This window comes from Nonomuraea sp. NPDC001831 (assembly GCF_042892035.1).
Lineage (GTDB): Bacteria > Actinomycetota > Actinomycetes > Streptosporangiales > Streptosporangiaceae > Nonomuraea.
Genome location: NZ_JBIATU010000016.1, coordinates 41,788 through 67,571, shown reverse-complemented (window position 1 = coordinate 67,571; position 25,784 = coordinate 41,788). Strand labels below are relative to the sequence as shown.

The following is a 25,784-nucleotide window of genomic DNA, read 5'->3' as shown; positions in this document are numbered from 1 at the left end:
CTCATGCCCTCTATGACGGAAACGGGATCACCCCGGTTTGGCGACATACATCACGGTAGGGTCACGTGCCCCGATCAGCTGGGCGGTCGGCCGAGGCGGTAGCGTCAGGAGACGTGGAAGGGAAACGGGCGCACGTCGTCGTCATCGGCGGCGGGATCTCCGGCCTGGCGGCCGCGTGGTTCCTCCGTCAGGGTACGAGCGAGCAGGTCAAGGTCACCGTGTTGGAGGGCAGCCCCCGCCTCGGCGGCAAGCTGCACGCCTCCGAGGTCGCGGGGGTGAGCCTCGACGCCGGGGCCGAGGCCATGCTGGCCCGGCGGCCGGAGGGCGTCGAGCTGGCCAAGGCCGTCGGGCTGGAGGACGAGCTGGTCCTGCCCGGCACCGTGCGGTCGGCCGTCTACTCCAGGGGCGCGCTGCGGCAGATGCCGAAGGGGCACGTCATGGGCGTGCCAGCCGACCTGGCGGAGCTGGCCAAGTCCGGCATCATCTCGCCCGGCGGCCTGCTGCGGGTGCCGCTCGACCAGGTCCTGCCCGCCACGCTGGTGCGCACCGACGTGTCCGTGGCCTCCTACATCCGGGCCAGGATGGGCGGCGAGATCGTCGAGCGCCTGGTCGAGCCGCTGCTCGGCGGGGTCTACGCCGGCCGTTCCGACATGTTGTCGCTGGAGGCGACGATGCCGCAGATCGCGGCCGTCGCCAGGGGTGAGCGCTCGTTGCTGAACGCCGCCCGGCACATCGTCGAGGAGGCGCCCAAGAACGGCGGGCCGGTCTTCACGACGCTGCGCCAGGGCCTGGGCGGCCTGCCCGAGGCGGTGGTCAAGGCGTCCGGGGCCGACGTCCGCACCGGCGTGACCGTGCGCGAGCTCCACCGCACCGAGCACGGCTGGCGACTGGTCGCCGGGCCGGTGCCGCGCCCCGAGGTGATCGAGGCCGACGCCGTGATCCTGGCCACGCCCGCGCCCGCGACCGCCCGCCTGCTCAAGGCCGAGGTGCCCAAGGCCGCCGCCGAGCTGGCCAGGATCGAATACGCCAGCATGGCCGTCGTCACGCTCGCCTACCCGATCGGCGCGCTCCAGCAGCCGCCGACGGGCAGCGGCTACCTGGTGCCGCCGGTGGAGGGCCGGCCGGTCAAGGCGGTGACGTTCAGCTCGGTCAAGTGGCCCCACCTGGCCCAGGACCTGCTGCTCGTACGCTGCTCGGTCGGCAGGATCGGCGAGGAGCACCTGCTCCAGCGCGACGACGCCGAGCTGGTGTCGCTGGCCACGGCCGAGCTGGCCGACGTGATCGGCGTGCGCGGCCTGCCGGTCGACAGCCGGGTCACCCGCTGGGGCGGCGGGCTGCCGCAGTACAACGTGGGCCACCTCGACCGGGTGGCCAGGGTGCGCGCCGCGGTCTCGGGCGCCGCCGGGCTCGCCGTGTGCGGCGCGGCCTACGACGGCATCGGGGTCCCCGCCTGCATCGCGACCGCCCGCACGGCCGCGGCCCGGATTCTGGACCACCTGTCGCGAGAAGGAGAATGAGGGACATGACAGAGGGCGCGCCGCGGCTGAAGGCCCGCGATCTCAACCAGGTGATCCGTTACACCATGTGGTCGGTCTTCCAGGTGACCGAGCAGGTCCCGGGCAACCGGGAGAACATGGCCGACGAGGTCGAGGAGCTGCTCGCACAGGCGGCCGGGAAGGACGTCGTGACCAGGGGGGTCTACGACGTCGCCGGCTTCCGTGCCGACGCCGACTATATGTTCTGGTGGCACGCGCCCACGCCCGAGGACCTCCAGGACGTCTACTCCCGGTTCCGCCGCACCGGCCTCGGCCGGCACAGCAGGCCGGTCTGGTCGGCCATGGCGCTCCACCGGCCGGCCGAGTTCAACAAGTCCCACATCCCGGCCTTCCTGGCCGAGGAGGAGCCGCGGGCGTACGTCAGCGTCTATCCGTTCGTGCGCTCCTACGAGTGGTACCTGCTGGAGGACTCCGAGCGGCGGGCGATGCTGGCCGAGCACGGCCGGATGGCCCGCGACTACCCCGACGTGCGGGCCAACACCGTGGCCTGCTTCTCGCTCAACGACTACGAGTGGATGCTGGCGTTCGAGGCCGACGAGCTCCACCGCATCGTCGACCTGATGCGCACGCTGCGCGGCGCGCAGGCCCGCCGCCACACCCGCGTGGAGATCCCGTTCTACACGGGCGCCCGCAAGCCGGTGCAGGAGCTGGTCGCGGCCCTGCCCTAGCGATCGTGGCGGCCAGGGGCGGCCAAGGGCGGCCATGGGGCGGTCAGGGACATCGAGGCCAACTTGACGATCTCCCTGAAGTGATCTATCCCCTTTGTCACAATCGAGGGTGAATTCCCTTTCGGTGGCGTGACGTCGGTGGCACGGGCCACGCAGGGGCTAGGAGGGCCGGGTGGAACAGTCCGCGGAAGGTCAGGGCCCCGGGCGCCGGCGCGCGCCGGGCCGTCATGCGGCGTTACCGGACACGCCACCGGCCGCCCGGCAGACCGGCGGCCGGGCGGAGTCCCGTACCGGCGGCCCGGCGGAGGTGCGTACGGGACGCGGGCGGCGTGGGCGGCGGCGGCGCGGGCGTACGGGAACAAGGGGCCTGGCGGCGGGCGCGGTGGCGCTGGCCGGGGGAGTGGCGCTGCTGCTCGGCCTGAACGGCGCGCTCGGCGGAACGGTCACCGCCTCCGGAGCCGCAGCCGGCGCGGAGGGCGCCACGGCCCGGCAGGACCCGGCGGCCGAGGGCGGCGTCCCGGCGAACCCGGGACGGGCGCCGGCCAGCGGCAAGGGCGCCGCGGAGGCGCGCGAGCTGCCGAAGGGCCAGGCCCGGCCGAGCACGCCGGCCGCCGACCCTGCCGGCTCAGGGAAGCCCGCCAGGACCGGCGCCGCCGACCCCGCCGCGAAGCCGGACGCCGTCCAGGGCGGGCCGGACACCGTCACGGGGAAGACCGAGACCGGCGACGCCCAGGTCAGCCTGCCCGAGGCCGACGAGCCGGGCGATGCGAAGGGCGACGCCAAGGGCGGCGACTCGGGCGGTTACAAGGCCGACGGGCCGTCGCGGCACACCGACCGGGAGGCCGCCGAGTACTTCCGCGCCCGGTGGGGGCGGGGCGACAAGGCGATGAAACACCTCAAGGACATCCGCACCGTAGGCGGATATTTGCGGATTTACACGAACTTACCGGACAGCGCCGACAACTCCGCCACGGCCATCACGCTGTGCAAACGCGGCCTGGAGTACCTCAGGGCGAACGGCGTGAAGCGCCCGATCGTGTTCGTGCAGGCGGAGTTCGGCGAGAACGGGAACCCCGTCCTCGCCAACATCCTGGGCCCGTCCGATCACAACTGCCGGGTCACGTACCCCCGGCCGAACTGACGCGGGCCGGGAGGCGCGGGCCGGCTAGCGCACCCGGACCCTTGTCTTCGAGCACACCTCGCACCGCTGAGTCACGACCCGCCCGATCGTCTCAATCGTCACCCAGCGGTGGCGAAGATGGACACGGCCCACAAGCAGGCCCCTACCCCTTGTGGACGATCGGTACGCTCTGTCGCTGATCGATCACCCCTTGGGTTCGAGCCTCAGGGAGACCGAGTTGATGCAGTAACGATCGTCGGTCGGCGTCGGATAACCCTCGCCGTGGAAGACGTGACCGAGGTGGGAGTCGCAGCGGGCGCAGCGCACCTCCGTGCGCACCATGCCGTGACTGTTGTCCTCGATCAACCTCACCGCCTCCGACCCCGACGGCTCGAAGAAGCTCGGCCATCCGCAGTGCGACTCGAACTTCGTGTCGGACCGGAACAGCTCGGCGCCGCAGGCGCGGCACGAGTACACGCCCTCGGTCTTGGTGTCGACGTACTCCCCCGTGAACGGGCGCTCGGTCCCGGCCTCCCTGAGCACGTGGAACTCCTCAGGAGAAAGCCTGGCCCGCCATTCGGCCTCGCTCTTGACCACCTTGTCCATGCGTCCAGACTACGAGATCCGGCAAAAAGAGATCTCCGGAGGGTGAAGCATCCTTTCTCGGCCGAATTCGCGTCTTTGTCGGTAAGGGGGTGTCATCGCCTCCTGCCAAGGGGTGAGATCGTCCGCGGCTCGCCGTAGCGGCACAGCCCACGCCCGTGCTGGCGCCGCTGGCGACCCGAGATGGCCGGCCGGGTGGCGCGCCAGCGCCCGGAACGGCGATGGATGATCTTAGGTCCGTCCCGTCGAGCCCCGGTCCCGCCACCGACGCGGCTCCGGGACGGGCCCACCTCTCACGTCGGCTCTTTGGTCGGCTCGGCTGTTGGCTCGGCTGTCGGCTCTGTCGTCGGCTGTTCTGTCGGGGCGGGGGAGTAGGTTCGGTGGCATGGCATCGCCGTTCATAGAGCTCAAGGTGGGGGAGCGGACCGTCAAGGTCACCAATCCCGACAAGGTCTACTTCCCGGAGATCGGGGCGACAAAGCGGGAGCTGGTCGAGTACTACGTGAGCGTCGGCGAGGGGGCCCTGCGCGCGCTCAGAGACCGGCCGACCAACATCAAGCGCCATCCCGACGGCGTCCAGACCGAGGCCATCTACCAGAAGCGCATGCCGCCCAGGCATCCCGAGTGGCTGCAGTCGGTCACGGTCACCTTCCCCAGCGGCCGCACCGCCGACTCGCTCCGGGTGACCGAGGTGGCGGCGATCGCCTACTGCGCCAACCTGGGCACGATCGACTTCCATCCCTGGCAGGTGCGGGCCGCCGACGTCGAGCACCCCGACGAGCTGCGCATCGACCTCGACCCGCAGCCCGGCCTGGAGTTCGACGCTGCCCGCCGGGCCGCCGAGCGCACCCGCGAGGTGCTCGACGAGCTGGGCATGGCGGGGTTCGTCAAGACGTCGGGCAACCGCGGCGTGCACATCGCGGTCCGCATCGAGCCCCGCTGGGACTTCGTCCAGGTGCGGCACGCCGGCATCGCGCTGGCCAGGGCCGTCGAGGCCCGCGACCCCGCCCTGGTGACCACCGCGTGGTGGAAGGAGGAGCGCGGCGACCGCGTCTTCATCGACTTCAACCAGAACGCCAGAGACCGCACCGTCGCCAGCGCCTACTCCGTCCGGGCCCGCCCGCACGCCCCCGTCTCGACCCCGCTCACCTGGGACGAGCTGGCCGACGCCGACCCGCGCGACTTCGACATCCGCACCGTCCCGGCCCGCTTCGCCAAGCTGGGCGACGTGCACGCGGCCATCGACGACCGGGCGTACTCGATCGAGCCCCTGCTGGAGATGTACGCCGCCGACGACCGCGGCGACCTGCCCTACCCGCCCAACTACCCGAAGATGCCGGGCGAGCCCAAGCGCGTCCAGCCCAGCAAGGCCAGGAACGCGCCGGAGGAGAAGTGATCACCCACTTGTCGGGCGCAGCGGGAGTCTCGGTCACCGACGGCTGACCTCCGGGGCGACGGCAACCCGAACGGCGGCCCCCCGGGCCGACGGCAACCCGAAAGGCCGGCCCCCGGGGCGACGGCAATCCGAAAGGCCGGCCCGACGGCAACCCGAAAGGCCGGCTCCCGGCCCGACGGCAACGCGAAAGGCCGGCCCGCGTCGGGGGCCGGCCTTTTCGCGGGAGCCGGTCAGCAGGTGTCGGCTCCGTCGAAGGTGCGCACGCCGCGCGGCACGCGCGAGTAGATGGTCTCGCCGGGGTCCACGGTCTGGCACGCGCCGTCCGTCCCGCGCGCCCAGATGATCTTCAGTCGGAGCCGGTAGCCGCAGTCGTTGCGGGCGTAACCGGTCTTGGTGATGGTCCCGGTGTTCTGCCAGACGGTCACGCACGACGGCGCGTTCCCGGCCGGCGCCGCCCAGGCCGGCAACGAGCTGAAGGTGCAGCACGTGACGGCGAGGGTGACGAGGGCTGCGCGGGTGGCTGGGCGCATGTGAGGTGTCCTTCCGTTCCGGCCTCGGCCAGGCGGCTGCCTGGGCAGGGGGCGAGGTGGAGACATAGGTGAACATCTCAGATCGATAACGGCGGTGGCGATCGTGACCTGGTACAGGATGAGAGCCGCAGGTCTGGGCGTGTCGCGCGTAACGCTGGGACGACGCTTCCGAGAATGTGGTCGAGTCCCCACAAACCCCTGCGCCCCTTCCACGTGACGAAACGCCCCGGACGGCAGGACGGCGAAACCCTCCGGAGGGCGGGACGGCGAAACCTCCGGACGGCATGAAGCCGGAGGTCACGCGTTTCGGGCCGAACTTGTCAGGCGTTTCCCGCATCGAAACGGTCATGAACTCAAGCGCCACGCACAAGAGCAGCCCGATGGCCCGCCGACTCCGCGTCTGGGCGTCGACCGTCGCCCTGTCGACCTCACTGGCGCCGATCCTCGCCACGGGCGCCGCCTTCGCCGCGACCGGCCCGGCGGCGACCGACCCGTTCCGGGGCCTCGACTGGGCGCCCGTCGTGGAGCGGGCGCTGCACTGCCCCAAGCCGGGCCCGAAGGACAAGTGGTACGTCGTCCGCGCCCGCGTGGCCGCCGTCGGCGACCTCACGCGGGACGGGCGTCCCGACACCGTTGTCACCTCGTCGTGCCCGAGCCCCACGGCGGGCAACCCGGTGACGGCCTTCGTCTACGACGGCGCGTCCCGGCGTTCGGCCCCGCGTCTGATCGGCACGCTCGGCAAGAACCGGTACTTCAAGACCCAGACCGTCGCCGTCCAGCACGGCGAGGTGCGCCTGAGCGGCAAGGTGGTCAGCGACAAGGCTCCCCGGTGCTGCCCCGACCTGCTCGTCCGCCAGACCTACAAGTGGACCGGCAAGGCGTTCCAGCGGACGTCGGAGAAGCTGGCCAAGCTCTCCTGAGGCGGCCGGCGGCTGTGGGCCGCACGGCCGGACCCGGCGCCTGGGACGGGGCCCGACGGCCCGGCCGTGCGGCGGCACAGGAGGTGCGGCCGAGAACGAAGGTAACTCCCGTAACCCCCGCCGGGGGAGAAATCGGATAGGTAACTTCCGCTCCCGGTAGGAGATTCCTCCTCCAGGTAGAAGAATCCTCACCCCAGCGGAAACGCCGCAGCACCCCTCCGGGAACAGCCCGGACGGGTGCAGGTCCGTCCGGGAGCGGCCCCGGACGGGTGCGGAGCGGAAAGCTCAGCGAGAGCTCAGCAGAAGCTCGCCAGAAGCTCGCCGGGAGCTCGGCGGGAGCTCGGCGGCAGGCTCAGCGGCGTACGAGGTGGTGCGGCGCCAGTTCGCGGGTTTCGCCGCGTTCCAGGTAGACCACCCGGTCGGCCAGGCCCACCTGCTCGATGTGGTGCCGGAAGTCGTCCAGCGGTGAGCTGAAGACGCCGTAGTCGTCGTAGTGCACCGGCACCACGGTGTGCGGGTTGATCAGGTCGACCCAGGTCGCGCCCTGCTCGCCGTCCATGGTGACCAGCAGGGTGCCGAGCAGGCGGGTGCCGCCCAGGTGCACGAGCGCGAGGTCGACCTCCGGGAAACGACGCGGGATCGCCTCCAGGCGGCGGTCGAGCAGGGTGTCGCCGCTGATGTGCAGGCGCAGCTCCACCAGGCCCTCGGGGCCGCGGAACTCCAGCATCGTCCCGATCACCGGCGGCAGCAGCGCCTCGGCGGGGCCGGGCGCGTGCCTGGCGGGCAGGGCGGTGACGGTCACGCTGCCCTGCGGGCCGCTCAGCTCGTGCTGCTCCCACACCTCCAGGCCCGTGCTGCGGCCGAAGCCGCGGCGGCGCAGCGTGCGCGCCGCCTGCCGGGTGGTGATGATCTGGGTGCCCTTGTCCAGGCCCTTCTCCGTCACCCGGTCCCAGTGGTCCCCGTGCAGGTGCGAGAGCACCACCGCGTCGATGGGCGGCAGGTCCGACACGTCGATGGCCGGGTCCTTCAGCCGTCGCGAGCTCAGGCCGTAGCCCAGGTACGCCCGCTGGCCGCGGTGCAGGAAGTTGGGATCCGTCAGCAGCGTGAAGCCGTTGTAGCGGATCAGCGTGGTCGCGTTGCCGATGAACTGCAGGCTGCCCTTCATCCGGCTCACCCCGGATACGGCGGGTGCTGGCCCGGAGGCACGCCGCCGCCCTTGCCGCCGCCCTTGTGCCCCTTGTCGCTGCCGTGCGGGCGGCCGGCCCGCTTGCCGCCGCTCTTGGACTCCGGCACGGCGTCGGTGGATTTCGCGTTCGCGCCGGACTTACCCGACCGGCGAAGTTCGGGCTGTTGCGGATTACTCATGGCTTTTGTCCCCCTTTGCGGCTTATCACCTACCTCGCTGCTCCGCCGCCAAACCCTCCGCCAAACCCTCCGCCAAACCCTCCGCCAAACCCTCCGCCCGTGGCGCCTACCTGGTCAGGCCCGCGTCGTGTGCGATGAGGCCCGCCTGGGTGCGGTTGCGGCAGCCCAGCTTGTCCAGCAGGCGCGACACGTACCCCTTGACGGTGGGTTCGGCCAGGTGGAGGAGGGCGGCGATGTGCGCGTTCGACAGCCCCTCGCCGAGGCAGGCCAGCACCTCGCGCTCGCGTTCCGTCAGCGACTCCAGCAGCTCGCGGGCGCGGGCGCGGGCCGGGTCCGCCGCGGTCGAGGCCGCCACCAGCCTGCGGGCGGCGATCGGCGACAGCACGGTGTGCCCCTCGGCGGCCACCCGGACGAGCCCGATCAGATCCTCCGGCGGCGTGGACTTGACCAGGAAGCCGGCCGCGCCCGCGCGCAGGGCGCGCAGTACGTACTCGTCGGCGTCGAACGTCGTCAGCACCACGACGACCGGCGGCCGGGGCAGCTCGGCCAGGCGTTCGATCGCGGTGAGCCCGTCCACGCGGGGCATGCGCAGGTCCATGAGCACCACGTCCGGACGGCTGCGCACGACCGCCTCGACGCCGGCGGCGCCGTCGTGGGCCTCGTCCACGACCTCGATGTCGGGCGCCGAGCCGAGGATGGTGCGCAGGAAGCGGCAGACCATCGGCTCGTCGTCCACGACCACGACCCTGATCATGTCGCCACGTACGCCGGGAGAACGGCCTCGACGGTGAACCCGCCGTCGGGGGCCGGCCCGGCGCGCAGCGTGCCGTGCACGACCTCGACCCGCCGCCGCAGGTCGGCGATGCCGAGGCCGGAGCCGGTGCCGGCCAGGGGGCCGCCGGGCAGGCCGGTCGGCGGTGTGTTGCGCACCGTGAGCCGTACCCGCGCCTGGCCGTACTCGATCCGCACCTGCACCCGCGCGCCCGGCGCGTGCTTGCGCACGTTGGTCAGCGCCTCGCGCACGATCCGGTACGCCGTGCGCCCCACCACCGGCGAGGCCAGCGCCCGGTCACCCTCCTCGACCAGCTCGGCCGGGGTGCCCACGGAGGCGGACTCGGCGACCAGCGCGGCGAAGTCGGCCGCGGTCGGCGGCACGTCCGGCTCCGGCGCGGTGCGCAGGACGCCGATCAGGTCCCGCAGCTCGTCGAGCACCTGGCAGCCCGCGGCCCGCAGCTCCTCGGCGGTCTGCCGGGTGTGCTCGTCGGCCGCGGTGACCCGCAGCGCGCCGGCCTGCAGCACCATGAGGCTCACCCGGTGGGTGACGACGCCGTGCATCTCGCCGGCCAGCCGGGCGCGCTCCTCGGCGCGGGCCTGCTCGGCCAGCAGGTGCTGCTCGCGTTCGGCCCGCTCGGCGCGTTCGACCAGCATCCTGAGCACCCGCCGCCGTCCGTCGAGGTAGAGCGCGAGCAGCGGGCCGACGGCCGTGCGCAGCACCCCGTCGATGAGCACCCCTGCCGACGGGTCCCACACCCGCGCGATCACCATCGTGTACGCGGCCAGCGCGGCGACGGCGATCCGCCGGTCCCTGCGGTCGTAGAGCGGTCCGTAGGCCGCCGCGATGGTCGCGAACGGCGCCCACACGTTCCCCTGCCCGGCCGGGACCAGCAGCCCGACCGGCGAGATCAGCAACGTCACCACCAGCGTGTACGTCCCCAGCACGCCCAGGACCGTCAGCGGCGCCCGGCGGCGGGCCACCAGCGACAGGCAGGCGGCCGCCTGGACCGCCAGCAGCGCCCAGGCGAGCGGACCCGGACGCTCGGGCCACCACGACAGGCCGAGCAGCGTCGAACCGGTGTCCAGCAGCGCGAAGCCGCTCGCGATGCCCACGTCCAGCACGAGGGAACGGCGACACGCCCCTTCACCCATGCCGCAAACGCTACGACATCCCCGTATGCCGTAAATATCGGGTAAGTGGGAAACCATACGAAAGTCGCATGCGCTCCCGCCGATCGTCGCCCCCACCACCGACGGCCCGCTCTGCCGTACGGCCGCCCCGCCGCCGTGCAATGGACCCATGACGAACCTCCCCCCGCTGGGCCGCTACGAGATCGACACCGAGAACTCCGCGATCCGCTTCACCACCCGGCACCTGTACGGCCTCGCCCGCGTCCGCGGCACCTTCGACGTCAGGGGCGGCACCGTGGACGTCGCAGAACCGCTCGCCGACTCCCGCGTGCGCGTGGAGATCGACGCCGCCGGCTTCCACACCGGCAACCACCGGCGCGACGAGACCGTGCGCTCCGCCCGCTTCCTCGACGCCGCCGGCCACCCCGTCATCACCTTCGCCGGCGGCCCCGCCGCCGACGGCACGCTGACCGGCACACTCACCGTGACCGGCGTCGAGCGCCCGCTCACCCTCACCGTCGAGCACTGCGACGTGACCGCGAACGGCTTCACCGTCGTGGTCGCCGCACGCGTGGACCGCACCGCCTTCGGGGTGACCGCCATGCCCGGGATCGCCGCCCGTCACCTGGCGATGTCGGCCGAGGTCAGGTGCGTGCGGGCGGGCGTCACGGATCGCGCGGAAGGCCCAGCGCGCGCTCGGCGATGATGTTGAGCTGCACCTCGGTGGTGCCGCCGCCGATGGTGAAGGCCCGGGTGGTCAGGATCATGCGGTTCCAGTGGCGGTCGGACGGCGCCAGCGACCAGCAGAACTCCGAGACCGCCTGCGCGTGCCGCATGCCGAGCAGCTTGCGCACGCTGGAGGCGGGCCCCGGGTCGGCCCCGGCCAGCCTGGACAGCGTCACGCGCAGCCCGAGCGCCGAGATCGCCTGGCCCTCGGCCCACAGGCGGCCCGCCTGCTCGCGTTGCGACTGCCGCAGCGGCGGCAGGGTCCCGATCAGCCGGATCATGTCAGTGTGCCGGGAGCCCGGACCCCAGGAGTCGCCGAGCGCGACGCGCTCGTGGGAGAGCGTGTCGCGGGCCACCCGCCAGCCGCCGTCCACCTCGCCCACCACCAGGTCGTCCGGGACGAAGACGTCGTCGAGGAAGACCTCGTTGAAGATCTCGTCCCCGTTGATCTCCTTGAGCGGCCTGACCGTGACGCCCGGGGCGGACATGTCGACCAGGAAGTACGTGATCCCCTCGTGCTTGGGTCTGCCGGGGGAGGTGCGGGCCAGGCAGATGCCCCAGTGGGCGTACTGGGCGAGGGACGTCCAGATCTTCTGGCCGGTCAGCGACCAGCCGCCCGCCACGCGGACGGCCCTGGTGGACAGAGCGGCCAGGTCGGACCCGGCGCCCGGCTCGCTGAACAGCTGGCACCACACGAGCTCGCCGGTGAACGTCCTGGGCAGGAAACGCTCCTGCTGCTCGGGGGTGCCGTACGTGACGATGGACGGCACCGCCCAGGCGGCGATCCCCAGGTTGGGACGCCTGAGGTCGCGGAACTCCTGGTGGATGATCACCTGTTCCAGCGGGGTGGCCGCGCGGCCCCACGGCCTGGGCAGGTAGGGCATGATCCAGCCCCCCCCGCGCGAACCGGCCCAGCCGGGCGAGCGGCTCCTCGCGCCGCAACGACTCGGCCTCCGCCCTGATCGCCTCCCTGAGCGGCACGGACTCCTCGGGCAGATCGGGCTCCATCGCGCGGCGGACGCCCGCCAGGGCCAGCTCGGCGACCTGCTCGGCCCACGGCCCCGGATCGCCGGCGAGCATGCGGCCGGACAGGGCGCGTCGGTAGTGGCGGTGGGCGTCGTGCTCGAAGGTGTAGCCGATGCCGCCGAGCACCTGGATGGCGTCGGCCGCGCAGCGCACCGCCGCGTCCGGCCCCAGCACGGCCGCCACCCCGACGGCCAGCCGCACATCGTCCCGGAGCCCGCCGGACCCGCCGGACCCGCCGGATCCGGAAGGCGCACCGGACGCGCCGGGCGAGCCGGACGCGCCGGACGCGCCCGGTCTGTCAGTGGGCGGAGTGTCCAAGGCGCGGGCGGCGTCCCAGACGGCGGCGCGGGCCTGCTCCAGGGCCACCAGGGCGGCCGCCACCCGGTGCTTGACGCCCTGGAACTGGCCGATCGGGCGGCCGAACTGCTCGCGTACCTTGGCGTGGGCGGCGGCCGTGCCGACCGCCCAGGCGGCGGTGCCGCACGCGTCCGCGCCGAGCAGCACCGCGGCCAGCTCCCGCACCGGCACCGGCCCCAGCAGGCGCTCCGGCGGGACGTCGCGGCCCATGACGGGCGTGACCGCGCACAGCTCCCGGTCCAGATCGACGCCCTCGGCGGGCTCGGCGCGCACGCCGGCCCGGTCGAGCAGCGCCCACCCGTCACCGTGCGGCACGAGGAACAGGTCGGCCCCGGCCGTCCCGAGGGCGAGCGGCCCGAGCGCGACGGCCGCCGTCAGCGACCCGTCGGCCAGCCCGCGCAGCAGGCCGGGCGCGGGCCTCCCGGACCGGGCGAGCGCCGCCGAGGTCAGCACGACCGGCAGGTACGGCCCCGCCACCCGCAGCTCGCCCAGCACCTCCAGCGCCACGCACAGCTCGACCAGCCCGTACCCCTGCCCGCCGTGCTCCTCCGGCAGGTGCAGGCCCAGCAGCCCCTGCCCGGCCAGCGCCCGGTGCTCGACGGTACGCCCCGCCAGCCCCCGCACGGAGTCCGCCAGCGCCCGGTGTTCCTCGGTCAGCCCGATCCCCATGGACGAACACTAGAACGATATTCGGTCGATCTCCAGGGCCCGGGAAAACCGTTGGCGTGCGACCGTCGGGGGTGATTACCCTGGCAACCGTCCCGTCCGGTGCGATTTTTGGAGGTGGGTTGATGCCCGGCACGGCGCCCAGCGCGCCTCTCCGTGTCACGGGTGTGCCCGCCCCCCTGTGTTCCAGAGCCTGAGGACGAGTATCTGAAGCCCTGGCCTCAGTGGGCCCGGACCGCCTGTGACACCAGCGTGCCTGTGAGGCCCGCTCGGCGCTCCCTTGCTGCCTTTTTTCACGACAAATCCGGCAAGGAGAACCCAGGTTGTCTGCCAACGGCAAACCTCGTTCCATCATCAGCACCGACACCTTCGCCTGCGTCCGCTGCGGCCTGACCGTCGCCGCGTACGCGCCCGGCGGCGTCCGCCGCAACCACTGCCCGAGCTGCCTGCACTCGTTGCACGTGCTCGACCGGGTCGAGGGCGGCCCGTCGGAGTGCAGGTCGCGGATGAACCCGATCTCCATCGCGGTCCTCCGCACCGGCGACTGGATGATCATCCATCGCTGCTCGCGCTGCGGCGAGCTGACGTCCAACCCGATCTGCGGGGACGACAACCAGCTCATCCTCATGCGCATGGCCGTACGCCCGCTCGCGCAGCCGCCGTTCCCGCTCGAAGCGTTCGGCGACCTGTGACATGCCCAGGAGGAACCCTGGCCGGGCCAGGCCGCAACAGCCCAAGGCGGTGCAACGTGGCGAGCGCGGCGACGCGTTCCGCTGCGTCGGCTGCCGGCTGGACGTACCGATGGACGCGCCGGGCACGGCGCACCGCAACCACTGCCCGCACTGCCTGACCAGCCTGCACGTCGACCACCGGATCCCGGGGGACCGGCGGGCGGGCTGCCGGGGCCCGATGGCGGCGCTGAGCGTCACCGTCAGGACGGACGGGGAGTGGCTGATCATCCACCACTGCCAGGCGTGCGGCGGGCTCAGCGCCAACCGCATCGCCGGCGACGACAACGCGCTGGCCCTGCTGCGCATCGCCGTACGGCCGCTGTCCGACAGCCGCCTGCCGGTGAACGCCCTGCTGGCGCTCTGACGACAGGCGCATTCAAGTGCCAACGGCGGGCCGCCCTCACGGGGCGGCCCGCCCCTCGCGACGGCCTAGTCGTCGCCGAACTCCAGGCGCAGCGCCAGCGTGAAGTCGCTCACCGCCTCCTCGTGCCGCTCCATCTCCTGGAAGATCTCGCCGCGCACCCGGTAGGCCCAGATGTACTCGGGGTCCAGCTCGATGGCCCGGTCCAGGTCGCGCAGCGCGGCCTCGTTGTCGCCCATCTCGCTCAGCACCGCGCCCCGGCTGCCGAACGCGCGGTCGTTGTCGGGGTCGAGCTCGACCGCGCGGTTCAGGTCGCCCAGCGCCTCCTGGTAACGGTCGATCATGCGCAGCGCCTCGCCGCGCCGGCTGAGCGCCCGCACGTGGTCGGGGTCGGCCTCCAGGGCCCTGGTGTAGTCGGCGATGGCCTCGCTGTAGAGGTGCATGCGCTGGTACAGGTCACCGCGCGCCACCCACGAGTACGCCAGCTCCTCGTTCAACGCGATGATCTTGGCGTGCTCGTCCAGGGCCTCGTCCAGCCGGTCCATGTCCACCAGGGCGTCGGCCTTGGCCTCCAGGATCCACAGGGACTCGGGGGCGAGGGTGAGCGCGTGGTCGAAGTCGTCCATCGCCTCCTCCAGCCGGCCGAGCGCCGCGTACGCCTGCCCGCGCGAGCCCAGCGCGTACGCGCTGTCGGGTTCCAGTCTCAACGACTCGTCGAAGTCGGCCAGGGCGGCCTCGTACCGCTCGATGACCCGATGGCTCTCGCCGCGCAGCCGCCAGGCCCGGGCGTTGTCCGGGACCAGCGTTATCGACTCGGTCAGATCGGCGATAGCGGCCTCGTGCCGCGACAGCGCGATGTACGATTCGGCTCGGCTGCGCAGCACGGACGCGCGCGACTGGGCGGCTGCCTCGGACAGCTCGGTCAGCTCGGACTGGTCGTTGATCCCCTCGCTCATGGAGGGAATCTATCTAACTAAATCTGGATGATGGCTGCCTTTTCCCTGGTGTACTCCAGCACGGAATCGTGGCCGTACCCGCTGTCCTTCACGCCGCCGAACGGCAGGCCCGGCGGCATCTGGCGGTAGGTGTTCACCCACACGGTGCCGCTCTGCAGATCCCGCACGAACCGGTGCGCCCGCCCGAGGTCCCGCGTCCACACCCCGGCCGCCAGCCCGTACGGCGAGTCGTTGGCGATCTCCAGCGCCTGCTCGTCGCTCTCGAACGGGATGGCCACCGCCACCGGCCCGAAGATCTCCTCCTGGCAGATGCGCAGGCCGTTGTCCTCGGTCGTGTAGAGCGTGGGCGCCACCCAGTAGCCGCCCGGCAGGCCGGGCACCACCTCGGCCCCCGACCGCCCGCCGAAGACCAGTTCGGCCCCCTCCTTCTCGGCCGTCTCCAGGTACGAGCGCACCCGCTCGAACTGCCCGGCCGACACGATCGGGCCCATGGTCGTGGCCAGGTCGAGGGGGTCGTCCAGGACCAGCCCGGCGCAGATGTGCCTGATCCGCCCGAGCAGGTCGTCCCAGATCGACCGGTGGACGAGGATGCGCGAGCCGGCCACGCACACCTGCCCGGCGTTGCCGGTGTAGACGGAGTTCACGGTGACGCCCTGCGCGGCGGCGTCCAGGTCGGCGTCGGGGAAGACGATGTTGGGCGACTTGCCGCCCAGCTCGAACGTCAGCGGCTTCAGCGCGTCCGCCGAGGCCCGGGTGATGGCCTGGCCGGTGGCCGTGGAGCCGGTGAGGCTGATCTTGCCGACGTCCCGGTGCCGGACGAGCGCGTCGCCGACCTCCTCGCCGAGCCCGCTGACGATGTTCAGCACGCCGGGCGGGAACACCTCGGCCAGCAGCTCGCCCAGCCGCAGCACCGACGCGCTGGCCTGCTCGGCCGGCTTGACGATCACCGTGTTCCCGGCGGCCAGGGCGTAGGCCGCCTTGGCGGAGAAGGTGGAGATGGGGGAGTTCCAGGGGATGATGCAGACCGCCACCCCGTACGGCTCGCGCCGCGTCAGCCCGAGCGTGTCGGGCCCGAGCAGGACGGTGTCGCCCTTGACCGCCTCCAGGCACTGCCCGGCGGCCAGCTGCCACAGGTGGGCCATGCCCGGCAGGTCCTTCTTGAGCGTGTCGCGCAGGATGCGGCCGTTGTCGCGGGTCTCCAGCCGGGCCAGTTCCTCGGCGTGCCGGGCGAACAGCTCCGACACCTTGCGCAGGAAGTGCGCCCGGCCCAGCGCGGGCATGGCCGACCAGGCGGGGAAGGCCGCCCGCGCCGCCGCGACGGCGGCCTCGGCCTCGCGCGCGCCACTGGCCGGGATCCGGGCCCACGCCTCGCCCGTGGCGGGGTTGACGGTGTCCATCGTCCGGTCCGCGGGGACCAGCTCGCCGCCGATGAGATTGCGGTAGTCAGGCACGCGCCCAAGCATATGCTTGCTTGCTACGAGCAGACCAGCCCCGGAGCGATCGGGGCATAATGGTCTTCCGTGAAAATCGACCTGACCTGGCCGGAAACCGCCGACGAGCCCCTGCTCGCCGCCGTCCACCGCGTGCTGCACGCCGTCGTCGAGCTGGGAGGCGCGGTCGGCTACCTCGCGCCGCCCACCAGGGACGAGACCGACCCCTGGGTGGAGGCCACGCTCGCGATGGCCAGGACGGGCGAGGGGCGGCTCGCCCTGGCCACGGTCGACGGCACGGTGCAGGCCATGGGCCTGTGGCGGCGCGGCCAGGAGGCGGTCTTCCGGCACTCCGGCGAGATCGGCAAGGTCATGGCCCACCCGCAGGCGCGCGGGCTCGGGCTCGGCCGGGTGGTGGTGTCCGGCCTGGCGGACGACGCCCGCGCCGCCGGCATCGAGACGCTCACGCTGCGGGCGCGCGGCAACAACCACGGCGCGATCGCGCTGTACCAGAGCCTCGGGTTCCGCGAGTGGGGGCGGCTGCCGAACGTGGTCGAGGTGGGCGAGTGGCGCTTCGACGAGGTGAACATGTACCTGGAGCTCGGCCGCCCGCCCGGCACCATCCTGCACGGCTCCTCCCCAGGCGGCCCCGGCTCCTCTCCCCAGCCCGGCTCCCCACCGCAGCCCGGCTCCTGACCGCAGCCTGGCTTCACCCCTCAACCCGGCACCTCACCTCAACCCGGCTCCTCACCGCGGCCCGGCTTCTCGCCGCAACCCGGCTAGGATCGGGGCATGCTGCTGGCCCCCGGAGTGCACGCCGTCGTCACCGACCGCCACGGAGGGGTCAGCGCCCCGCCGTACGGCTCGCGCAACCTCGGCGGCATGGTCGGCGACGACCCGGCGGCCGTACGGGCCAACCGCGAGGGCCTGGCGGCCGAGCTGGGCGTGCGCGCCGTCGTCTACATGCGCCAGGTCCACAGCGCCGAGGTCGCGTACGTGAGCGAGCCGTTCGGCGACGACCCGCCGCCGCTCGACGGCGTGTTCACCACCGAGCCGCGCCTGGCGCTGGCCTCGCTGGGCGCCGACTGCCCGGCCGTGCTGGTGGCCGACGCCGAGGCGCGTATGGTCGGCGCCGCCCACTCCGGACGTCCCGGCACCGAGGCGGGTGTGGCCACCGCTCTGGTCGAGGCCATGGCGGCCAAGGGCGCCCGGCCGGGCCGGATGGTCGCGCTGATCGGCCCCGGCGCCTGCGGCCGCTGCTACGAGGTGCCCGGGGAGCTGCGTGAGCAGGTCGCCTCGAAGGTGCCGCCGACGTGGTCCACGACGTCGTGGGGGACGCCGGCGCTCGACCTGCGGGCCGGGATCGAGTCCCAGCTCAGGGCGGCGGGCGTCGCCGACGTACGGCACGACGCGCGCTGCACCATCGAGTCCGCCGAGCTCTACTCCCACCGCCGCGAACAGCCCGGCGGCCGCTTCGCCGGCCTCATCTGGCTGACCTGACCCGCAAGCCCGCCCCGCGGAGGGGCTACTTCTCGCGGGAGCCGTTGAAGACGACGTTCACGATGATGATCCCGACCCAGATCGGGATCAGCGCCATCGCCCGCCCGCCGCCCGCGAAGGCGAGCGCGACCGTGGAGAGCGTGCCCAGGGAGAGCGAGACGATCGCCAGCGCCAGCCGCTGCCCGTCCGACCCCCTGGCGGGCGCCTTGGCCCGCGGCGCCGCGCCGGCCAGGCGCTCGTCGACCCGCCGGTCGACCTCCTGGCCCACCTTGTCGAGGAACGACTCCACCAGCGCGTCCTCGAAGTCGGGGCCGAGGTCGCGTCGCGCGGACACGGCCGCCTTGAGCTCATCACCGGTGGTCATAGGGGAGAGCCTAGACCGCTTTGCCCCCTAACGGGCGAGGATGTCGTCGAGGTCGTAGCTGACCGGCCGTTCCAGCTGCTCGTACGTGCACGACTCGGGCGTGCGGTCAGGGCGCCACCGCCGGAAGTGCGCCGTGTGCCGGAACCGGTCGCCCTCCATCTGGTCGTAGGCCACCTCGATCACCAGCTCGGGCCGGAGCGGGATGAACGACAGGTCCTTCTTGGCGTTCCACCGCGACACCGCGCCCGGCACCCGCTGCCCGCCGGTCGCGGGCCCGGCCGCCGGCTGCCCGGCGTTGGCCGTGGCCTGCTCGGCCCAGTGGCCCCACGGGTGCTCGCTCAGCTCCGCCAGGTACGGCTTGAGCTCCTCCACCAGCTCGGCCCTGCGCGCCATGGGGAACGAGGCCGCCACGCCCACGTGGTGCAGCCGGCCGTCGTCGCCGTAGAGGCCGAGCAGCAGCGAGCCGACGATGGGCCCGGTCTTGTGCTCGCGGTAGCCGCAGATCACGACGTCGGCCGTGCGCTCGTGCTTGACCTTGAACATCGTGCGCTTGTCGGGCACGTACGGCTGGTCGCCCGGCTTGACGATGATGCCGTCGAGCCCTGCGCCCTCGAAGGCGTCGAACCATTCGCGCGCCTGCTCGTCGGCGGTGGTGACCGGGGTCAGCCGGACGGACCCGCCCTGGTGCGGGAACAGCTCCTCCAGCCGCCGACGCCGCTCGGAGAACGGCTCCTCCATCAGCGACTCGTCGCCCACGGCCAGCAGGTCGAAGGCGATGAACTGGGCCGGCGTCTGCTCCGAGAGCAGCTTGACCCGCGAGGCGGCCGGATGGATGCGCTGCTGGAGGGCGTCGAAGTCGAGCTGCGCCCCTCGGGGCAGCACGATCTCGCCGTCGATCACCACCTTGCCGGGCAGCTCGGCCTTGACCGCCTCGACCAGCTCGGGGAAGTACCGGGTGAACGGACGCTCGTTGCGGCTGCCGAGGTAGACCTCGTCGCCGTCCCTGAACACGATGCAGCGGAAGCCGTCCCACTTGGGCTCGTAGAACAGAGTGCCGTCCTGCTTGGGCATGGCCTTGACCGGCTTGGCCAGCATCGGCGGCACGGGCGGCCGGACCGGGAGGTTGGGCACCGGCTCCGGCTCTTCGACGGGCTGCTCGGTCATGGGCTCTGCTCCCTCGTGTATCTGCAGAAGAGGACCCCCTCCTCTTCCAGGACCTGGCGGAGGTCAAGCGGGACCTGCGCGGCCACGCCGTTCAGTATGCGGGCCGCGCCGCCCGCGACCAGCATGGGACTCACCGACAGGCACAACTCGTCGATCAGGTCGTCGGCCGACAGCTGCGCGTTGATGCGCGGGCCGCCCTCGCACAGGACGCGGGTCAGGCCGCGCTCGTGCAGCTCGCGCACGGCCAGCTGCATGTCGACGCCGTCGTCGCCGGCGATGATCAGGTCGGACCGCCGGCCGGCCAGCTTGCGGCGCTCGGCGGGGGCGGACTCGCAGGTGATCACGATCGTCGGGTTGGTCGCGTCGGTGAACAGCTCGCCGTCGAGGTCGAGGTCGAGGCTGCGGGTGATCACCGCGATCGGCGGCACGTCGGGACGCCCGGCCCGGATCGAGGACCAGGAGGCGCGCGGCTTGACCGGGCCGTAGCCCTCGGTGCGGACGGTCGCCGCGCCCGCGACGATCACGTCGGACAACCCGCGCAGGACGGCGAAGATGCGCTTGTCGCCCCTGCTCGACAGCCCGCCCGAGCGCCCCTGCAGCCACGCCGCGCCGTCGGCGCTGGACACCATGTTGAGCCGCAGCCAGGGCCGCCCCTCGGGGTAGGCGTACGCCTCGGGGATGTCCGGATTGTCTTGAAAGTCGGGATAGATGCGCCGCACTCCTCTACCTTGGCACACCCCACCGACAAACTGTCCCCAGGGGTTTTGCGGCTGACGGCACTTTTGAGTAACTGAAGGACGAAAGGCCCGGAGTCTGCGTACGGTGGCGGCAGGGACTCGCCGGGAGGGGACATGGGCCTGCTCACCGCCGTCACATGGACGATCGCCGCACTGATCGGGGTCTACCTGCTGTGGCGCTGGCTCTCGGCCGGCGGCCTGCGCCGCCAGGAGGCCAAGGTCACCCGCTTCCCGGTGACGCTGCTGCTGTCCCATCCGGCGCTCGCGGCCGCGTCGCTGGCCTGCTGGGTGGCCTACCTGCTGACCGGCCGCGCCCCGCTGGCCTGGCTCGCCCTCTGCGGGCTCACCGGGGCCGCCCTGCTGGGCTTCACGATGTTCACCCGCTGGCTCGGCGGCGGACGCCACCAGCGCCGGGCCACCGGCTTCCCGGTGCTCGCCGTGGCCCTGCACGGCGTGGCGGGGGTGGCCACGTTCGCCCTGCTCCTCGTCACGGCCGGCATCGCCCGCGTGTTCTGACGAACCGGCGGCCAGATCGTCAACAGAGCTACGGCGTCTGCGGCTCCCTGGGCAGCCGCAGGACCTGGAACGACCGGCCGGTCACCGCCACCAGGTCGCCCGCCCGCCACCGCTCGTCGCCGAACGCCTCCTCCACCACGTCGTGACAGGTGTCGAGCACCGGCAGCCACTCGGCCCCGAACTCCGGCCCCGGCAGCGTGAACGACAGGTTCTCGTGGTGGGCGTTGATGAGCAGGAGGAAGGAGTCGTCCACGATCCGCTCGCCGCGCGGGCCGGGCTCGGTGATGGCCTCGCCGTTGAGGTAGACCATCAGCGACTTGGCGTAGCCGGTGTGCCAGTCGCCGGCCGTCATCTCCTTGCCGCCCGGGGTCAGCCAGACCAGGTCGCGCTTGCCGTTGTCGGGGTGGCGGCCGTGGAAGAAGCGGCGGCGCTGGAAGACCGGGTGCTCGCGGCGCAGCTTCGACAACGTCTTGACGAACTCCAGCAGGTCGGACTCGGCGTGCAGCATCGACCAGTCGATCCAGGCCAGCTCGTTGTCCTGGCAGTAGGCGTTGTTGTTGCCCCGCTGGGTGCGGCCGATCTCGTCGCCGTGGGAGAGCATCGGCACGCCCTGCGACAGGAACAGCGTGGTCAGGAAGTTGCGGCGCTGGCGGCGGCGCAGGGCGACGATGTCCGGGTCCTCCACCGGGCCCTCGGCGCCGCAGTTCCAGGAGCGGTTGTCGTTGGTGCCGTCGCGGTTCTCCTCGGCGTTGGCCTCGTTGTGCTTGTGGTCGTAGGAGACCAGGTCGGTCAGGGTGAAGCCGTCGTGGCAGGTGACGAAGTTGATCGAGGCCACCGGGCGGCGGCCGGAGGACTCGTACAGGTCGGCCGAGCCGGTCAGGCGGGAGGCGAACTCGGGGAGCGCGGAGTTCGTGCCCCGCCAGAAGTCGCGCACGGTGTCGCGGTACTTGCCGTTCCACTCCGTCCAGAGCGGCGGGAAGTTGCCGACCTGGTAGCCGCCCGGCCCCACGTCCCAGGGCTCGGCGATCAGCTTCACCTGCGAGATCACCGGGTCCTGCTGGATGAGGTCGAAGAACGCGCTCAGCCGGTCGACGTCGTGCAGCTCCCTGGCCAGGGCCGAGGCCAGGTCGAAGCGGAAGCCGTCGACGTGCATCTCCAGCACCCAGTAGCGCAGCGAGTCCATGATGAGCTGCAGCGCGTGCGGCGAGCGCACGTTGAGCGAGTTGCCGCACCCGGTGTAGTCGAGGTAGTAACGCCGGTCGCCGTCGTGCAGGCGGTAGTAGTTGACGTTGTCGATGCCCCGGAAGCCCAGCGTGGGGCCCATGTGGTCGCCCTCGGCGGTGTGGTTGTAGACCACGTCGAGGATGACCTCGATGCCCGCCTCGTGCAGCGCCCGGACCATCGCCTTGAACTCCAGCACCTGCTGGCCGCGGGTGCCCGAGCCGGAGTAGCGGCCGTGGGGGGCCAGGTAGGCCATCGTGTTGTAGCCCCAGTAGTTGGTCAGCCCCCGGGCCACCAGGAAGTGCTCGGGCACGTAGTGGTGCACCGGCATGAGCTCGACCGCCGTCACGCCGATGGACAGCAGGTGCTCGATGATCGCCGGGTGCCCGACCCCGGCGTACGTGCCGCGCAGGTCCTGCGGCACGCCCGGGTGGCGCATGGTCAGCCCCCGCACGTGCGTCTCGTAGATCACCGTCTCGTGGTACGGGATGCGCGGCGGCCGGTCGTTGCCCCACTCGAAGAACGGGTTGATCACCACGTTCTTCGGCATGTACGGGGCGCTGTCCTCCCTGTTGCGCACCGACGGATCGGTGAAGTAGTAGGGGAACAGCGCCTCGTTCCAGGTCAGCTCGCCGTCGATGGCCTTGGCGTAGGGGTCGAGCAGCAGCTTGGAGGGGTCGCAGCGACGCCCCTGCGACGGCTCGTACGGCCCGTGGACGCGGTAGCCGTACCGCTGGCCCGGCTGGATCCCCGGCAGGTAGCCGTGCCAGACGAAGCCGTCGACCTCCGGGAGCGGCACCCGCTCCTCGCTGTCGTCGTCGTGAAAAAGGCACAGCTCGACCCGCTCGGCGACCTCGGAGAACACGGCAAAGCTGGTGCCGACGCCGTCCCAGGTGCCGCCGAGTGGATAGGGTTCGCCCGGCCAGACCTCGCGCATGTGACCCAATTGTCGCACGCGAAAGCGTTCCTGTTAGAGGAGTTCGGCTTTCAGGGTGATCGTGGTGCCCGCCAACGCCTTGCTGACCGGGCAGTTCGCCTTGGCGGTGGCGGCGGCCTCCTGGAACTGCTCGGCCGAGATGCCCGGAACGTGCCCCTGCACGGTGAGCACGATGCCCGTGATGCCCTCGCCCGGCTGGAACGTCACGTCCGCGCTCGTGCGCAGCGACTCCGGCGGCGTGCCCGCCCCGGCCAGGGCGTGCGACAGGGCCATGGAGAAGCAGGAGGAGTGGGCGGCGGCGATGAGCTCCTCGGGGGAGGTGCGGCCGCCCGCGGCCTCGGCCCTGGAGGGCCAGGAGACCTCGAACGTGCCCACGCCCGAGGTGTCGAGCGAGACGGTGCCCGAGCCGTCGAGCAGGGCGCCCTTCCAGTGCGTGGTGGCGGTGCGCGTGGTGGCCATGCGGGTGATCCCTCCGGTCGTCGTCCGTTCGACACTATCGCGGGGCCGCGGGACCGGGGGCGGGGGGCGTCCGCCTCAACATTTCCGGCGAATGGTGACATGCTCGGGTCGCGGCGCACCCGCCCGCCTTGGTCCGGACCACGGGAGTGTGGTGCCAGTGGAGGCACCGTACGACGACCGCCTGCTGCACCAGCGGGTGGTCGGCGGCGACGAGTCGGCGCTGGGGGAGGTCTACGATCGGCTGTCCGCACTGATCTTCGGGCTCTCCTTACGGGTCACCAGGGACCGCGTGATCGCCGAGGACATCACGCAGGAGGTGTTCCTGGTGTTCTGGGAGCGCCCGCTGGCCTACGACCCCGGACGCGGCCCGCTGCGCGCCTGGCTGGCCACGATCGCCCACCGCCGCGCGGTCGACCACGTACGCGCCGAGGAGCGCCGCCGGGTCTCCGCGCTCGGGCCGCGGCTGTTCGAGCGCGAGCCCGCCAGGCTGGAGGAGGCCGTGCTGGCCGCCGAGGAGGCCGAGCGCGTGCGGCAGGCGGTGACGTCGTTGCCCGAGGGGCTGCGCCGGCCGGTGGAGCTGGCCTACTTCGGCGGCCGGACGTACCGGCAGGTGAGCGAGGAGCTGGGCGTGCCCGAGGGCACGGCCAAGTCGCGCATCCGGCTGGCGCTGCGGCGCCTGGCCGACGCGCTGGCGGAGGAAGAAGTGTGATGGATCCTGTCGAGCGCCTGTATCTGGACGCGTTGCTGGAGGACCCGGTGGTGCCGGTCCGTTCCCTGCGCCCGCAGCTCCTGGCCGGGGCCAGGGCCCGCCGCCGCCCCGCGGCGCCGACCGCCGGCTGGGCGCTGCCGTACGCCGGCCGCGTCGCCGCCATGGACGCGCTGCTGGCCTCCGCTGTGGACGACGACTGGGCGCGCGTCATCGTCGAGGGCTGGACGCTCCAGGATCTGGTGGCCCATCTGGCCGCCAAGGACGGCCTGCTGGCCGCCTCCGTCGGCGCGCCCGTCCTGGGCCCGCCGCTGGCCGCCCTGGACGCGGCCGGCCGCACGGCGGACGTGCAGGCGTACGAGCGGGCCCGCAGCCCCGAGCAGACCAGGCGCGACTGGCGGGCCCAGGCCGACGCCCTCTGCCGCCACCTGGGCGGCCTCGACCCGGCCACGCCGGCCACGGTGGACGGCATGGAGACGGTCGTGCGCGACCACGTCCTGGCCAGGAGCCTGGAGACGTGGGTGCACACCGCCGACGCCGCCACGACGGCCGGGATCCGCCTGCCCGACCCCGTGCCCGAGCACATCCGCCCCACGGCCGACCTGTGCGCCCGCCTGCTGCCCTGGACGATGCTCCTGTCCGGCCTGGACGGCTCCGGCCGCACCCTGCGCCTCACCCTCACCGGCGCGGGCGGCGGCGACTGGCTGATCCCGCTCGGCGTCGCCGACACCGTCCCGGGCACGCCGGACGCCCACCTGACCGCGGACGTGGTCGCGTTCTGCTTCCTGCTCGGCGGCAGGGGCGAGCCGGACGCCTTTCCCGCCGAGCTGACGGGCGACCTCGCGCTGGCCCGCGACGTCCTGACCACGGCTCCCGCCCTGTCGGGACCGTGAGCTGGTAAGCTGTGATCGATTTGTGACCTAATATAGGGTGATAAATCGGGATCCATAGGGAATCCTTTGATCCGAAGTCCAGCAGAGGGCTTCACTCACGTAGAAACGTGGCGTGCCTCTGCCTGGGCTTTTTCCATGGGCGGGGCCGCCTTCGGGCATATGGAGCAACTCAGATGGCCGTCCTGGATATCGCACTCGACGAAATGACCGCCGAACAGCTTCTGGCTGAGATGAACAGGCCGGAAGCCTCGGACGAGCACAAGGCCCGCATCCGTGAGCGCGTCGTCACCATGTACGACTCCCTCGTCACCGAGGTCACCCGTCGCTACCGCCACCAGCGCGAGCCGATGGAGGACCTGCGCCAGGCCGCGTACGTCGGCCTGATGAAGGCCATCAACGGCTTCGACCCCGAGCTCGGCCACGAGTTCCGCGGTTACGCCATGATCACGATGGTCGGCGAGGTCAAGCGGCACTTCCGCGACCGCACCTGGGCCGTCAAGGTGCCGCGCGTCTACCAGGAGCGCCGGCTGGAGCTCAACAAGGCCACGGCCGACCTCACCCAGACGCTCGGCCACTCGCCCACCGTCTCCGAGCTCGCCGCGCACATGAACATCAGCGAGGAGGACGTCCTGCTCACCCTGGACGCCTCGACCGCCTACAGCGCCCTGTCGCTGGACGCCCCCGTCGGCGGCGACAACGACGGCGCCGACCTCGGCGACTTCCTGCCCTCGCAGGACGAGTCGCTGGACACGCTGCTCGGCAAGTACTCGGTCAAGCCGCTCATCGACGCCCTGCCGTCGCGGGAGCGCAACATCCTGCTGATGCGCTTCTACGGCAACATGACCCAGTCGGAGATCGCCGCCGAGTTCGGCATCTCGCAGATGCACGTCTCCCGCATCCTGCGCGCCGTGCTGAACCAGCTCCGCACCGCCCTGTCGGACTGACCGGGTGGGCGGGCGGCCCCTGCTCCA

Annotated in this window: 29 protein-coding genes and 1 pseudogene; 14 read left to right on the top strand and 16 right to left on the bottom strand. The window is 72.3% G+C overall.

Translation table 11 applies throughout. The annotated features are described in order from the left end of the window. Window positions 1-113: 113 nt before the first annotated feature. From hemG to ACFYYW_RS38145, 3 genes are all read left to right on the top strand, one after another. Entirely contained in the window at window positions 114-1,517 is a 1,404-nt protein-coding gene (hemG, locus tag ACFYYW_RS38155; RefSeq protein WP_387656609.1) for a protoporphyrinogen oxidase, read from the top strand. 5 nt (window positions 1,518-1,522) lie between these two features. After that, window positions 1,523-2,224, top strand: coding sequence for a hydrogen peroxide-dependent heme synthase (hemQ, locus tag ACFYYW_RS38150; protein ID WP_387656606.1), 702 nt, complete (start codon window positions 1,523-1,525; stop codon window positions 2,222-2,224). A gap of 172 nt (window positions 2,225-2,396) precedes the next feature. Next, a complete protein-coding gene (locus ACFYYW_RS38145; protein WP_387656604.1) occupies window positions 2,397-3,365 on the top strand; it encodes a hypothetical protein in 969 nt (322 codons plus the stop codon). Between the two features lie 183 nt (window positions 3,366-3,548). Here ACFYYW_RS38145 and msrB read toward each other — a convergent pair whose 3' ends face one another. Further along, window positions 3,549-3,950: a peptide-methionine (R)-S-oxide reductase MsrB gene (gene msrB, locus ACFYYW_RS38140; RefSeq protein WP_352325044.1), complete on the bottom strand. Its 402-nt coding sequence runs from the start codon at window positions 3,948-3,950 to the stop codon at window positions 3,549-3,551. Between the two features lie 290 nt (window positions 3,951-4,240). Further along, window positions 4,241-4,339, bottom strand: a complete 99-nt coding sequence (locus ACFYYW_RS38135; protein ID WP_387656601.1) for a PT domain-containing protein — start codon at window positions 4,337-4,339, stop codon at window positions 4,241-4,243. Between ACFYYW_RS38135 and ligD the strand changes: the two genes are divergently transcribed. Next, window positions 4,333-5,343: a non-homologous end-joining DNA ligase gene (ligD, locus tag ACFYYW_RS38130; RefSeq protein ID WP_352325042.1), complete on the top strand. Its 1,011-nt coding sequence runs from the start codon at window positions 4,333-4,335 to the stop codon at window positions 5,341-5,343. The genes ACFYYW_RS38135 and ligD overlap by 7 nt on opposite strands. Before the next feature lie 230 nt (window positions 5,344-5,573). Here ligD and ACFYYW_RS38125 read toward each other — a convergent pair whose 3' ends face one another. Beyond that, window positions 5,574-5,873, bottom strand: a complete 300-nt coding sequence (locus tag ACFYYW_RS38125; protein ID WP_352365619.1) for a hypothetical protein — start codon at window positions 5,871-5,873, stop codon at window positions 5,574-5,576. 347 nt (window positions 5,874-6,220) lie between these two features. Between ACFYYW_RS38125 and ACFYYW_RS38120 the strand changes: the two genes are divergently transcribed. Further along, window positions 6,221-6,793: a hypothetical protein gene (locus ACFYYW_RS38120; protein ID WP_364389941.1), complete on the top strand. Its 573-nt coding sequence runs from the start codon at window positions 6,221-6,223 to the stop codon at window positions 6,791-6,793. Between the two features lie 352 nt (window positions 6,794-7,145). Here the strand turns inward: ACFYYW_RS38120 and ACFYYW_RS38115 are convergent, their stop codons facing one another. The 4 genes from ACFYYW_RS38115 to ACFYYW_RS38100 all read right to left on the bottom strand — a co-directional run bounded on the left by ACFYYW_RS38115 (window position 7,146) and on the right by ACFYYW_RS38100 (window position 10,084). Continuing rightward, window positions 7,146-7,958, bottom strand: coding sequence for an MBL fold metallo-hydrolase (locus ACFYYW_RS38115; RefSeq protein WP_352325672.1), 813 nt, complete (start codon window positions 7,956-7,958; stop codon window positions 7,146-7,148). 5 nt (window positions 7,959-7,963) lie between these two features. Continuing rightward, window positions 7,964-8,158, bottom strand: coding sequence for a hypothetical protein (locus ACFYYW_RS38110; RefSeq protein ID WP_352365625.1), 195 nt, complete (start codon window positions 8,156-8,158; stop codon window positions 7,964-7,966). A gap of 106 nt (window positions 8,159-8,264) precedes the next feature. After that, window positions 8,265-8,912: a response regulator gene (locus ACFYYW_RS38105; protein ID WP_387656596.1), complete on the bottom strand. Its 648-nt coding sequence runs from the start codon at window positions 8,910-8,912 to the stop codon at window positions 8,265-8,267. Next, window positions 8,909-10,084 carry a sensor histidine kinase gene (locus ACFYYW_RS38100; RefSeq protein WP_387656593.1) on the bottom strand — a complete coding sequence of 392 codons (1,176 nt, stop codon included), beginning with the start codon at window positions 10,082-10,084 and terminating at the stop codon, window positions 8,909-8,911. The genes ACFYYW_RS38105 and ACFYYW_RS38100 overlap by 4 nt, the downstream gene beginning before the upstream one ends. A 148-nt stretch (window positions 10,085-10,232) precedes the next feature. Between ACFYYW_RS38100 and ACFYYW_RS38095 the strand changes: the two genes are divergently transcribed. Further along, on the top strand, window positions 10,233-10,769 hold the full coding sequence (locus ACFYYW_RS38095; RefSeq protein WP_387656590.1) for a YceI family protein: 537 nt from the start codon (window positions 10,233-10,235) through the stop codon (window positions 10,767-10,769). Here the strand turns inward: ACFYYW_RS38095 and ACFYYW_RS38090 are convergent. Both ACFYYW_RS38090 and ACFYYW_RS38085 read right to left on the bottom strand, forming a co-directional pair. Further along, window positions 10,729-11,673: an acyl-CoA dehydrogenase family protein gene (locus ACFYYW_RS38090; RefSeq protein ID WP_387656588.1), complete on the bottom strand. Its 945-nt coding sequence runs from the start codon at window positions 11,671-11,673 to the stop codon at window positions 10,729-10,731. The genes ACFYYW_RS38095 and ACFYYW_RS38090 overlap by 41 nt on opposite strands. A gap of 241 nt (window positions 11,674-11,914) precedes the next feature. Then, window positions 11,915-12,841, bottom strand: a pseudogene (locus ACFYYW_RS38085) (acyl-CoA dehydrogenase family protein); the annotation flags it as partial. Window positions 12,842-13,161: 320 nt separating this feature from the next. Here ACFYYW_RS38085 and ACFYYW_RS38080 point away from each other — a divergent pair. Together ACFYYW_RS38080 and ACFYYW_RS38075 are read left to right on the top strand one after the other, a co-directional pair. Beyond that, window positions 13,162-13,530 (top strand): RNHCP domain-containing protein, encoded by a 369-nt coding sequence (locus ACFYYW_RS38080; protein ID WP_352325680.1) that lies wholly within the window; start codon window positions 13,162-13,164, stop codon window positions 13,528-13,530. A 1-nt stretch (window position 13,531) separates the two neighbouring features. Then, window positions 13,532-13,933 carry an RNHCP domain-containing protein gene (locus ACFYYW_RS38075; RefSeq protein WP_352325681.1) on the top strand — a complete coding sequence of 134 codons (402 nt, stop codon included), beginning with the start codon at window positions 13,532-13,534 and terminating at the stop codon, window positions 13,931-13,933. A 65-nt stretch (window positions 13,934-13,998) separates the two neighbouring features. On the opposite strand, the gene ACFYYW_RS38070 is transcribed toward ACFYYW_RS38075, so the two are convergent. Both ACFYYW_RS38070 and ACFYYW_RS38065 read right to left on the bottom strand, forming a co-directional pair. Continuing rightward, window positions 13,999-14,886 carry a tetratricopeptide repeat protein gene (locus tag ACFYYW_RS38070; protein WP_352325682.1) on the bottom strand — a complete coding sequence of 296 codons (888 nt, stop codon included), beginning with the start codon at window positions 14,884-14,886 and terminating at the stop codon, window positions 13,999-14,001. Window positions 14,887-14,903: 17 nt separating this feature from the next. After that, complete coding sequence (locus ACFYYW_RS38065; protein ID WP_387656584.1) at window positions 14,904-16,349, bottom strand: aldehyde dehydrogenase family protein; 1,446 nt, start codon at window positions 16,347-16,349, stop codon at window positions 14,904-14,906. 57 nt (window positions 16,350-16,406) lie between these two features. Here ACFYYW_RS38065 and ACFYYW_RS38060 point away from each other — a divergent pair, with 57 nt between their 5' ends. Together ACFYYW_RS38060 and pgeF are read left to right on the top strand one after the other, a co-directional pair. Further along, the gene (locus ACFYYW_RS38060; protein ID WP_387656581.1) at window positions 16,407-17,012 is read left to right on the top strand and encodes a GNAT family N-acetyltransferase; all 606 of its coding nucleotides are present in this window, start codon (window positions 16,407-16,409) and stop codon (window positions 17,010-17,012) included. Between the two features lie 96 nt (window positions 17,013-17,108). Beyond that, complete coding sequence (pgeF, locus tag ACFYYW_RS38055; RefSeq protein WP_387656578.1) at window positions 17,109-17,816, top strand: peptidoglycan editing factor PgeF; 708 nt, start codon at window positions 17,109-17,111, stop codon at window positions 17,814-17,816. Between the two features lie 25 nt (window positions 17,817-17,841). Here the strand turns inward: pgeF and ACFYYW_RS38050 are convergent, their stop codons facing one another. The 3 genes from ACFYYW_RS38050 to ACFYYW_RS38040 are packed head-to-tail and all read right to left on the bottom strand — an operon-like array spanning window position 17,842 to window position 20,063. Continuing rightward, window positions 17,842-18,180 (bottom strand): hypothetical protein, encoded by a 339-nt coding sequence (locus tag ACFYYW_RS38050; RefSeq protein WP_352325688.1) that lies wholly within the window; start codon window positions 18,178-18,180, stop codon window positions 17,842-17,844. 27 nt (window positions 18,181-18,207) lie between these two features. Beyond that, window positions 18,208-19,344 carry an ATP-dependent DNA ligase gene (locus ACFYYW_RS38045; RefSeq protein ID WP_352363783.1) on the bottom strand — a complete coding sequence of 379 codons (1,137 nt, stop codon included), beginning with the start codon at window positions 19,342-19,344 and terminating at the stop codon, window positions 18,208-18,210. Beyond that, complete coding sequence (locus ACFYYW_RS38040) at window positions 19,341-20,063, bottom strand: pyrimidine reductase family protein (protein WP_387656575.1); 723 nt, start codon at window positions 20,061-20,063, stop codon at window positions 19,341-19,343. Before ACFYYW_RS38040 ends, ACFYYW_RS38045 begins: the two co-directional genes overlap by 4 nt. Window positions 20,064-20,195: 132 nt before the next feature. Between ACFYYW_RS38040 and ACFYYW_RS38035 the strand changes: the two genes are divergently transcribed. Then, the gene (locus tag ACFYYW_RS38035) at window positions 20,196-20,597 is read left to right on the top strand and encodes a hypothetical protein (protein WP_387656572.1); all 402 of its coding nucleotides are present in this window, start codon (window positions 20,196-20,198) and stop codon (window positions 20,595-20,597) included. Between the two features lie 28 nt (window positions 20,598-20,625). On the opposite strand, the gene glgX is transcribed toward ACFYYW_RS38035, so the two are convergent. Beyond that, window positions 20,626-22,755 carry a glycogen debranching protein GlgX gene (gene glgX, locus ACFYYW_RS38030; protein ID WP_387656569.1) on the bottom strand — a complete coding sequence of 710 codons (2,130 nt, stop codon included), beginning with the start codon at window positions 22,753-22,755 and terminating at the stop codon, window positions 20,626-20,628. A gap of 33 nt (window positions 22,756-22,788) precedes the next feature. After that, complete coding sequence (locus ACFYYW_RS38025) at window positions 22,789-23,214, bottom strand: OsmC family protein (protein ID WP_352325694.1); 426 nt, start codon at window positions 23,212-23,214, stop codon at window positions 22,789-22,791. A gap of 157 nt (window positions 23,215-23,371) precedes the next feature. Between ACFYYW_RS38025 and ACFYYW_RS38020 the strand changes: the two genes are divergently transcribed. From ACFYYW_RS38020 to ACFYYW_RS38010, 3 genes are all read left to right on the top strand, one after another. Continuing rightward, a complete protein-coding gene (locus tag ACFYYW_RS38020; protein WP_387656566.1) occupies window positions 23,372-23,923 on the top strand; it encodes a sigma-70 family RNA polymerase sigma factor in 552 nt (183 codons plus the stop codon). Next, window positions 23,923-24,813, top strand: coding sequence for a maleylpyruvate isomerase family mycothiol-dependent enzyme (locus ACFYYW_RS38015; protein WP_387656563.1), 891 nt, complete (start codon window positions 23,923-23,925; stop codon window positions 24,811-24,813). The genes ACFYYW_RS38020 and ACFYYW_RS38015 overlap by 1 nt, the downstream gene beginning before the upstream one ends. Before the next feature lie 173 nt (window positions 24,814-24,986). Further along, the gene (locus ACFYYW_RS38010; RefSeq protein ID WP_352325697.1) at window positions 24,987-25,757 is read left to right on the top strand and encodes a SigB/SigF/SigG family RNA polymerase sigma factor; all 771 of its coding nucleotides are present in this window, start codon (window positions 24,987-24,989) and stop codon (window positions 25,755-25,757) included. Window positions 25,758-25,784: the final 27 nt, after the last annotated feature.

What these genes read in the sequence shown, in the direction of transcription:
- hemQ (WP_387656606.1), top strand. Translation starts at nt 1,523, where the DNA reads ATGACAGAGGGCGCGCCGCGGCTGAAGGCCCGCGATCTCAACCAGGTG.
- msrB (WP_352325044.1), bottom strand. Translation starts at nt 3,950, where the DNA reads ATGGACAAGGTGGTCAAGAGCGAGGCCGAATGGCGGGCCAGGCTTTCT.
- ligD (WP_352325042.1), top strand. Translation starts at nt 4,333, where the DNA reads ATGGCATCGCCGTTCATAGAGCTCAAGGTGGGGGAGCGGACCGTCAAG.
- ACFYYW_RS38135 (WP_387656601.1), bottom strand. Translation starts at nt 4,339, where the DNA reads ATGCCATGCCACCGAACCTACTCCCCCGCCCCGACAGAACAGCCGACG.
- ACFYYW_RS38125 (WP_352365619.1), bottom strand. Translation starts at nt 5,873, where the DNA reads ATGCGCCCAGCCACCCGCGCAGCCCTCGTCACCCTCGCCGTCACGTGC.
- ACFYYW_RS38120 (WP_364389941.1), top strand. Translation starts at nt 6,221, where the DNA reads ATGAACTCAAGCGCCACGCACAAGAGCAGCCCGATGGCCCGCCGACTC.
- ACFYYW_RS38115 (WP_352325672.1), bottom strand. Translation starts at nt 7,958, where the DNA reads ATGAAGGGCAGCCTGCAGTTCATCGGCAACGCGACCACGCTGATCCGC.
- ACFYYW_RS38110 (WP_352365625.1), bottom strand. Translation starts at nt 8,158, where the DNA reads ATGAGTAATCCGCAACAGCCCGAACTTCGCCGGTCGGGTAAGTCCGGC.
- ACFYYW_RS38105 (WP_387656596.1), bottom strand. Translation starts at nt 8,912, where the DNA reads ATGATCAGGGTCGTGGTCGTGGACGACGAGCCGATGGTCTGCCGCTTC.
- ACFYYW_RS38100 (WP_387656593.1), bottom strand. Translation starts at nt 10,084, where the DNA reads ATGGGTGAAGGGGCGTGTCGCCGTTCCCTCGTGCTGGACGTGGGCATC.
- ACFYYW_RS38095 (WP_387656590.1), top strand. Translation starts at nt 10,233, where the DNA reads ATGACGAACCTCCCCCCGCTGGGCCGCTACGAGATCGACACCGAGAAC.
- ACFYYW_RS38090 (WP_387656588.1), bottom strand. Translation starts at nt 11,673, where the DNA reads ATGCCCTACCTGCCCAGGCCGTGGGGCCGCGCGGCCACCCCGCTGGAA.
- ACFYYW_RS38075 (WP_352325681.1), top strand. Translation starts at nt 13,532, where the DNA reads ATGCCCAGGAGGAACCCTGGCCGGGCCAGGCCGCAACAGCCCAAGGCG.
- ACFYYW_RS38070 (WP_352325682.1), bottom strand. Translation starts at nt 14,886, where the DNA reads ATGAGCGAGGGGATCAACGACCAGTCCGAGCTGACCGAGCTGTCCGAG.
- ACFYYW_RS38065 (WP_387656584.1), bottom strand. Translation starts at nt 16,349, where the DNA reads ATGCTTGGGCGCGTGCCTGACTACCGCAATCTCATCGGCGGCGAGCTG.
- pgeF (WP_387656578.1), top strand. Translation starts at nt 17,109, where the DNA reads ATGCTGCTGGCCCCCGGAGTGCACGCCGTCGTCACCGACCGCCACGGA.
- ACFYYW_RS38050 (WP_352325688.1), bottom strand. Translation starts at nt 18,180, where the DNA reads ATGACCACCGGTGATGAGCTCAAGGCGGCCGTGTCCGCGCGACGCGAC.
- ACFYYW_RS38045 (WP_352363783.1), bottom strand. Translation starts at nt 19,344, where the DNA reads ATGACCGAGCAGCCCGTCGAAGAGCCGGAGCCGGTGCCCAACCTCCCG.
- ACFYYW_RS38035 (WP_387656572.1), top strand. Translation starts at nt 20,196, where the DNA reads ATGGGCCTGCTCACCGCCGTCACATGGACGATCGCCGCACTGATCGGG.
- glgX (WP_387656569.1), bottom strand. Translation starts at nt 22,755, where the DNA reads ATGCGCGAGGTCTGGCCGGGCGAACCCTATCCACTCGGCGGCACCTGG.
- ACFYYW_RS38025 (WP_352325694.1), bottom strand. Translation starts at nt 23,214, where the DNA reads ATGGCCACCACGCGCACCGCCACCACGCACTGGAAGGGCGCCCTGCTC.
- ACFYYW_RS38015 (WP_387656563.1), top strand. Translation starts at nt 23,923, where the DNA reads ATGGATCCTGTCGAGCGCCTGTATCTGGACGCGTTGCTGGAGGACCCG.
- ACFYYW_RS38010 (WP_352325697.1), top strand. Translation starts at nt 24,987, where the DNA reads ATGGCCGTCCTGGATATCGCACTCGACGAAATGACCGCCGAACAGCTT.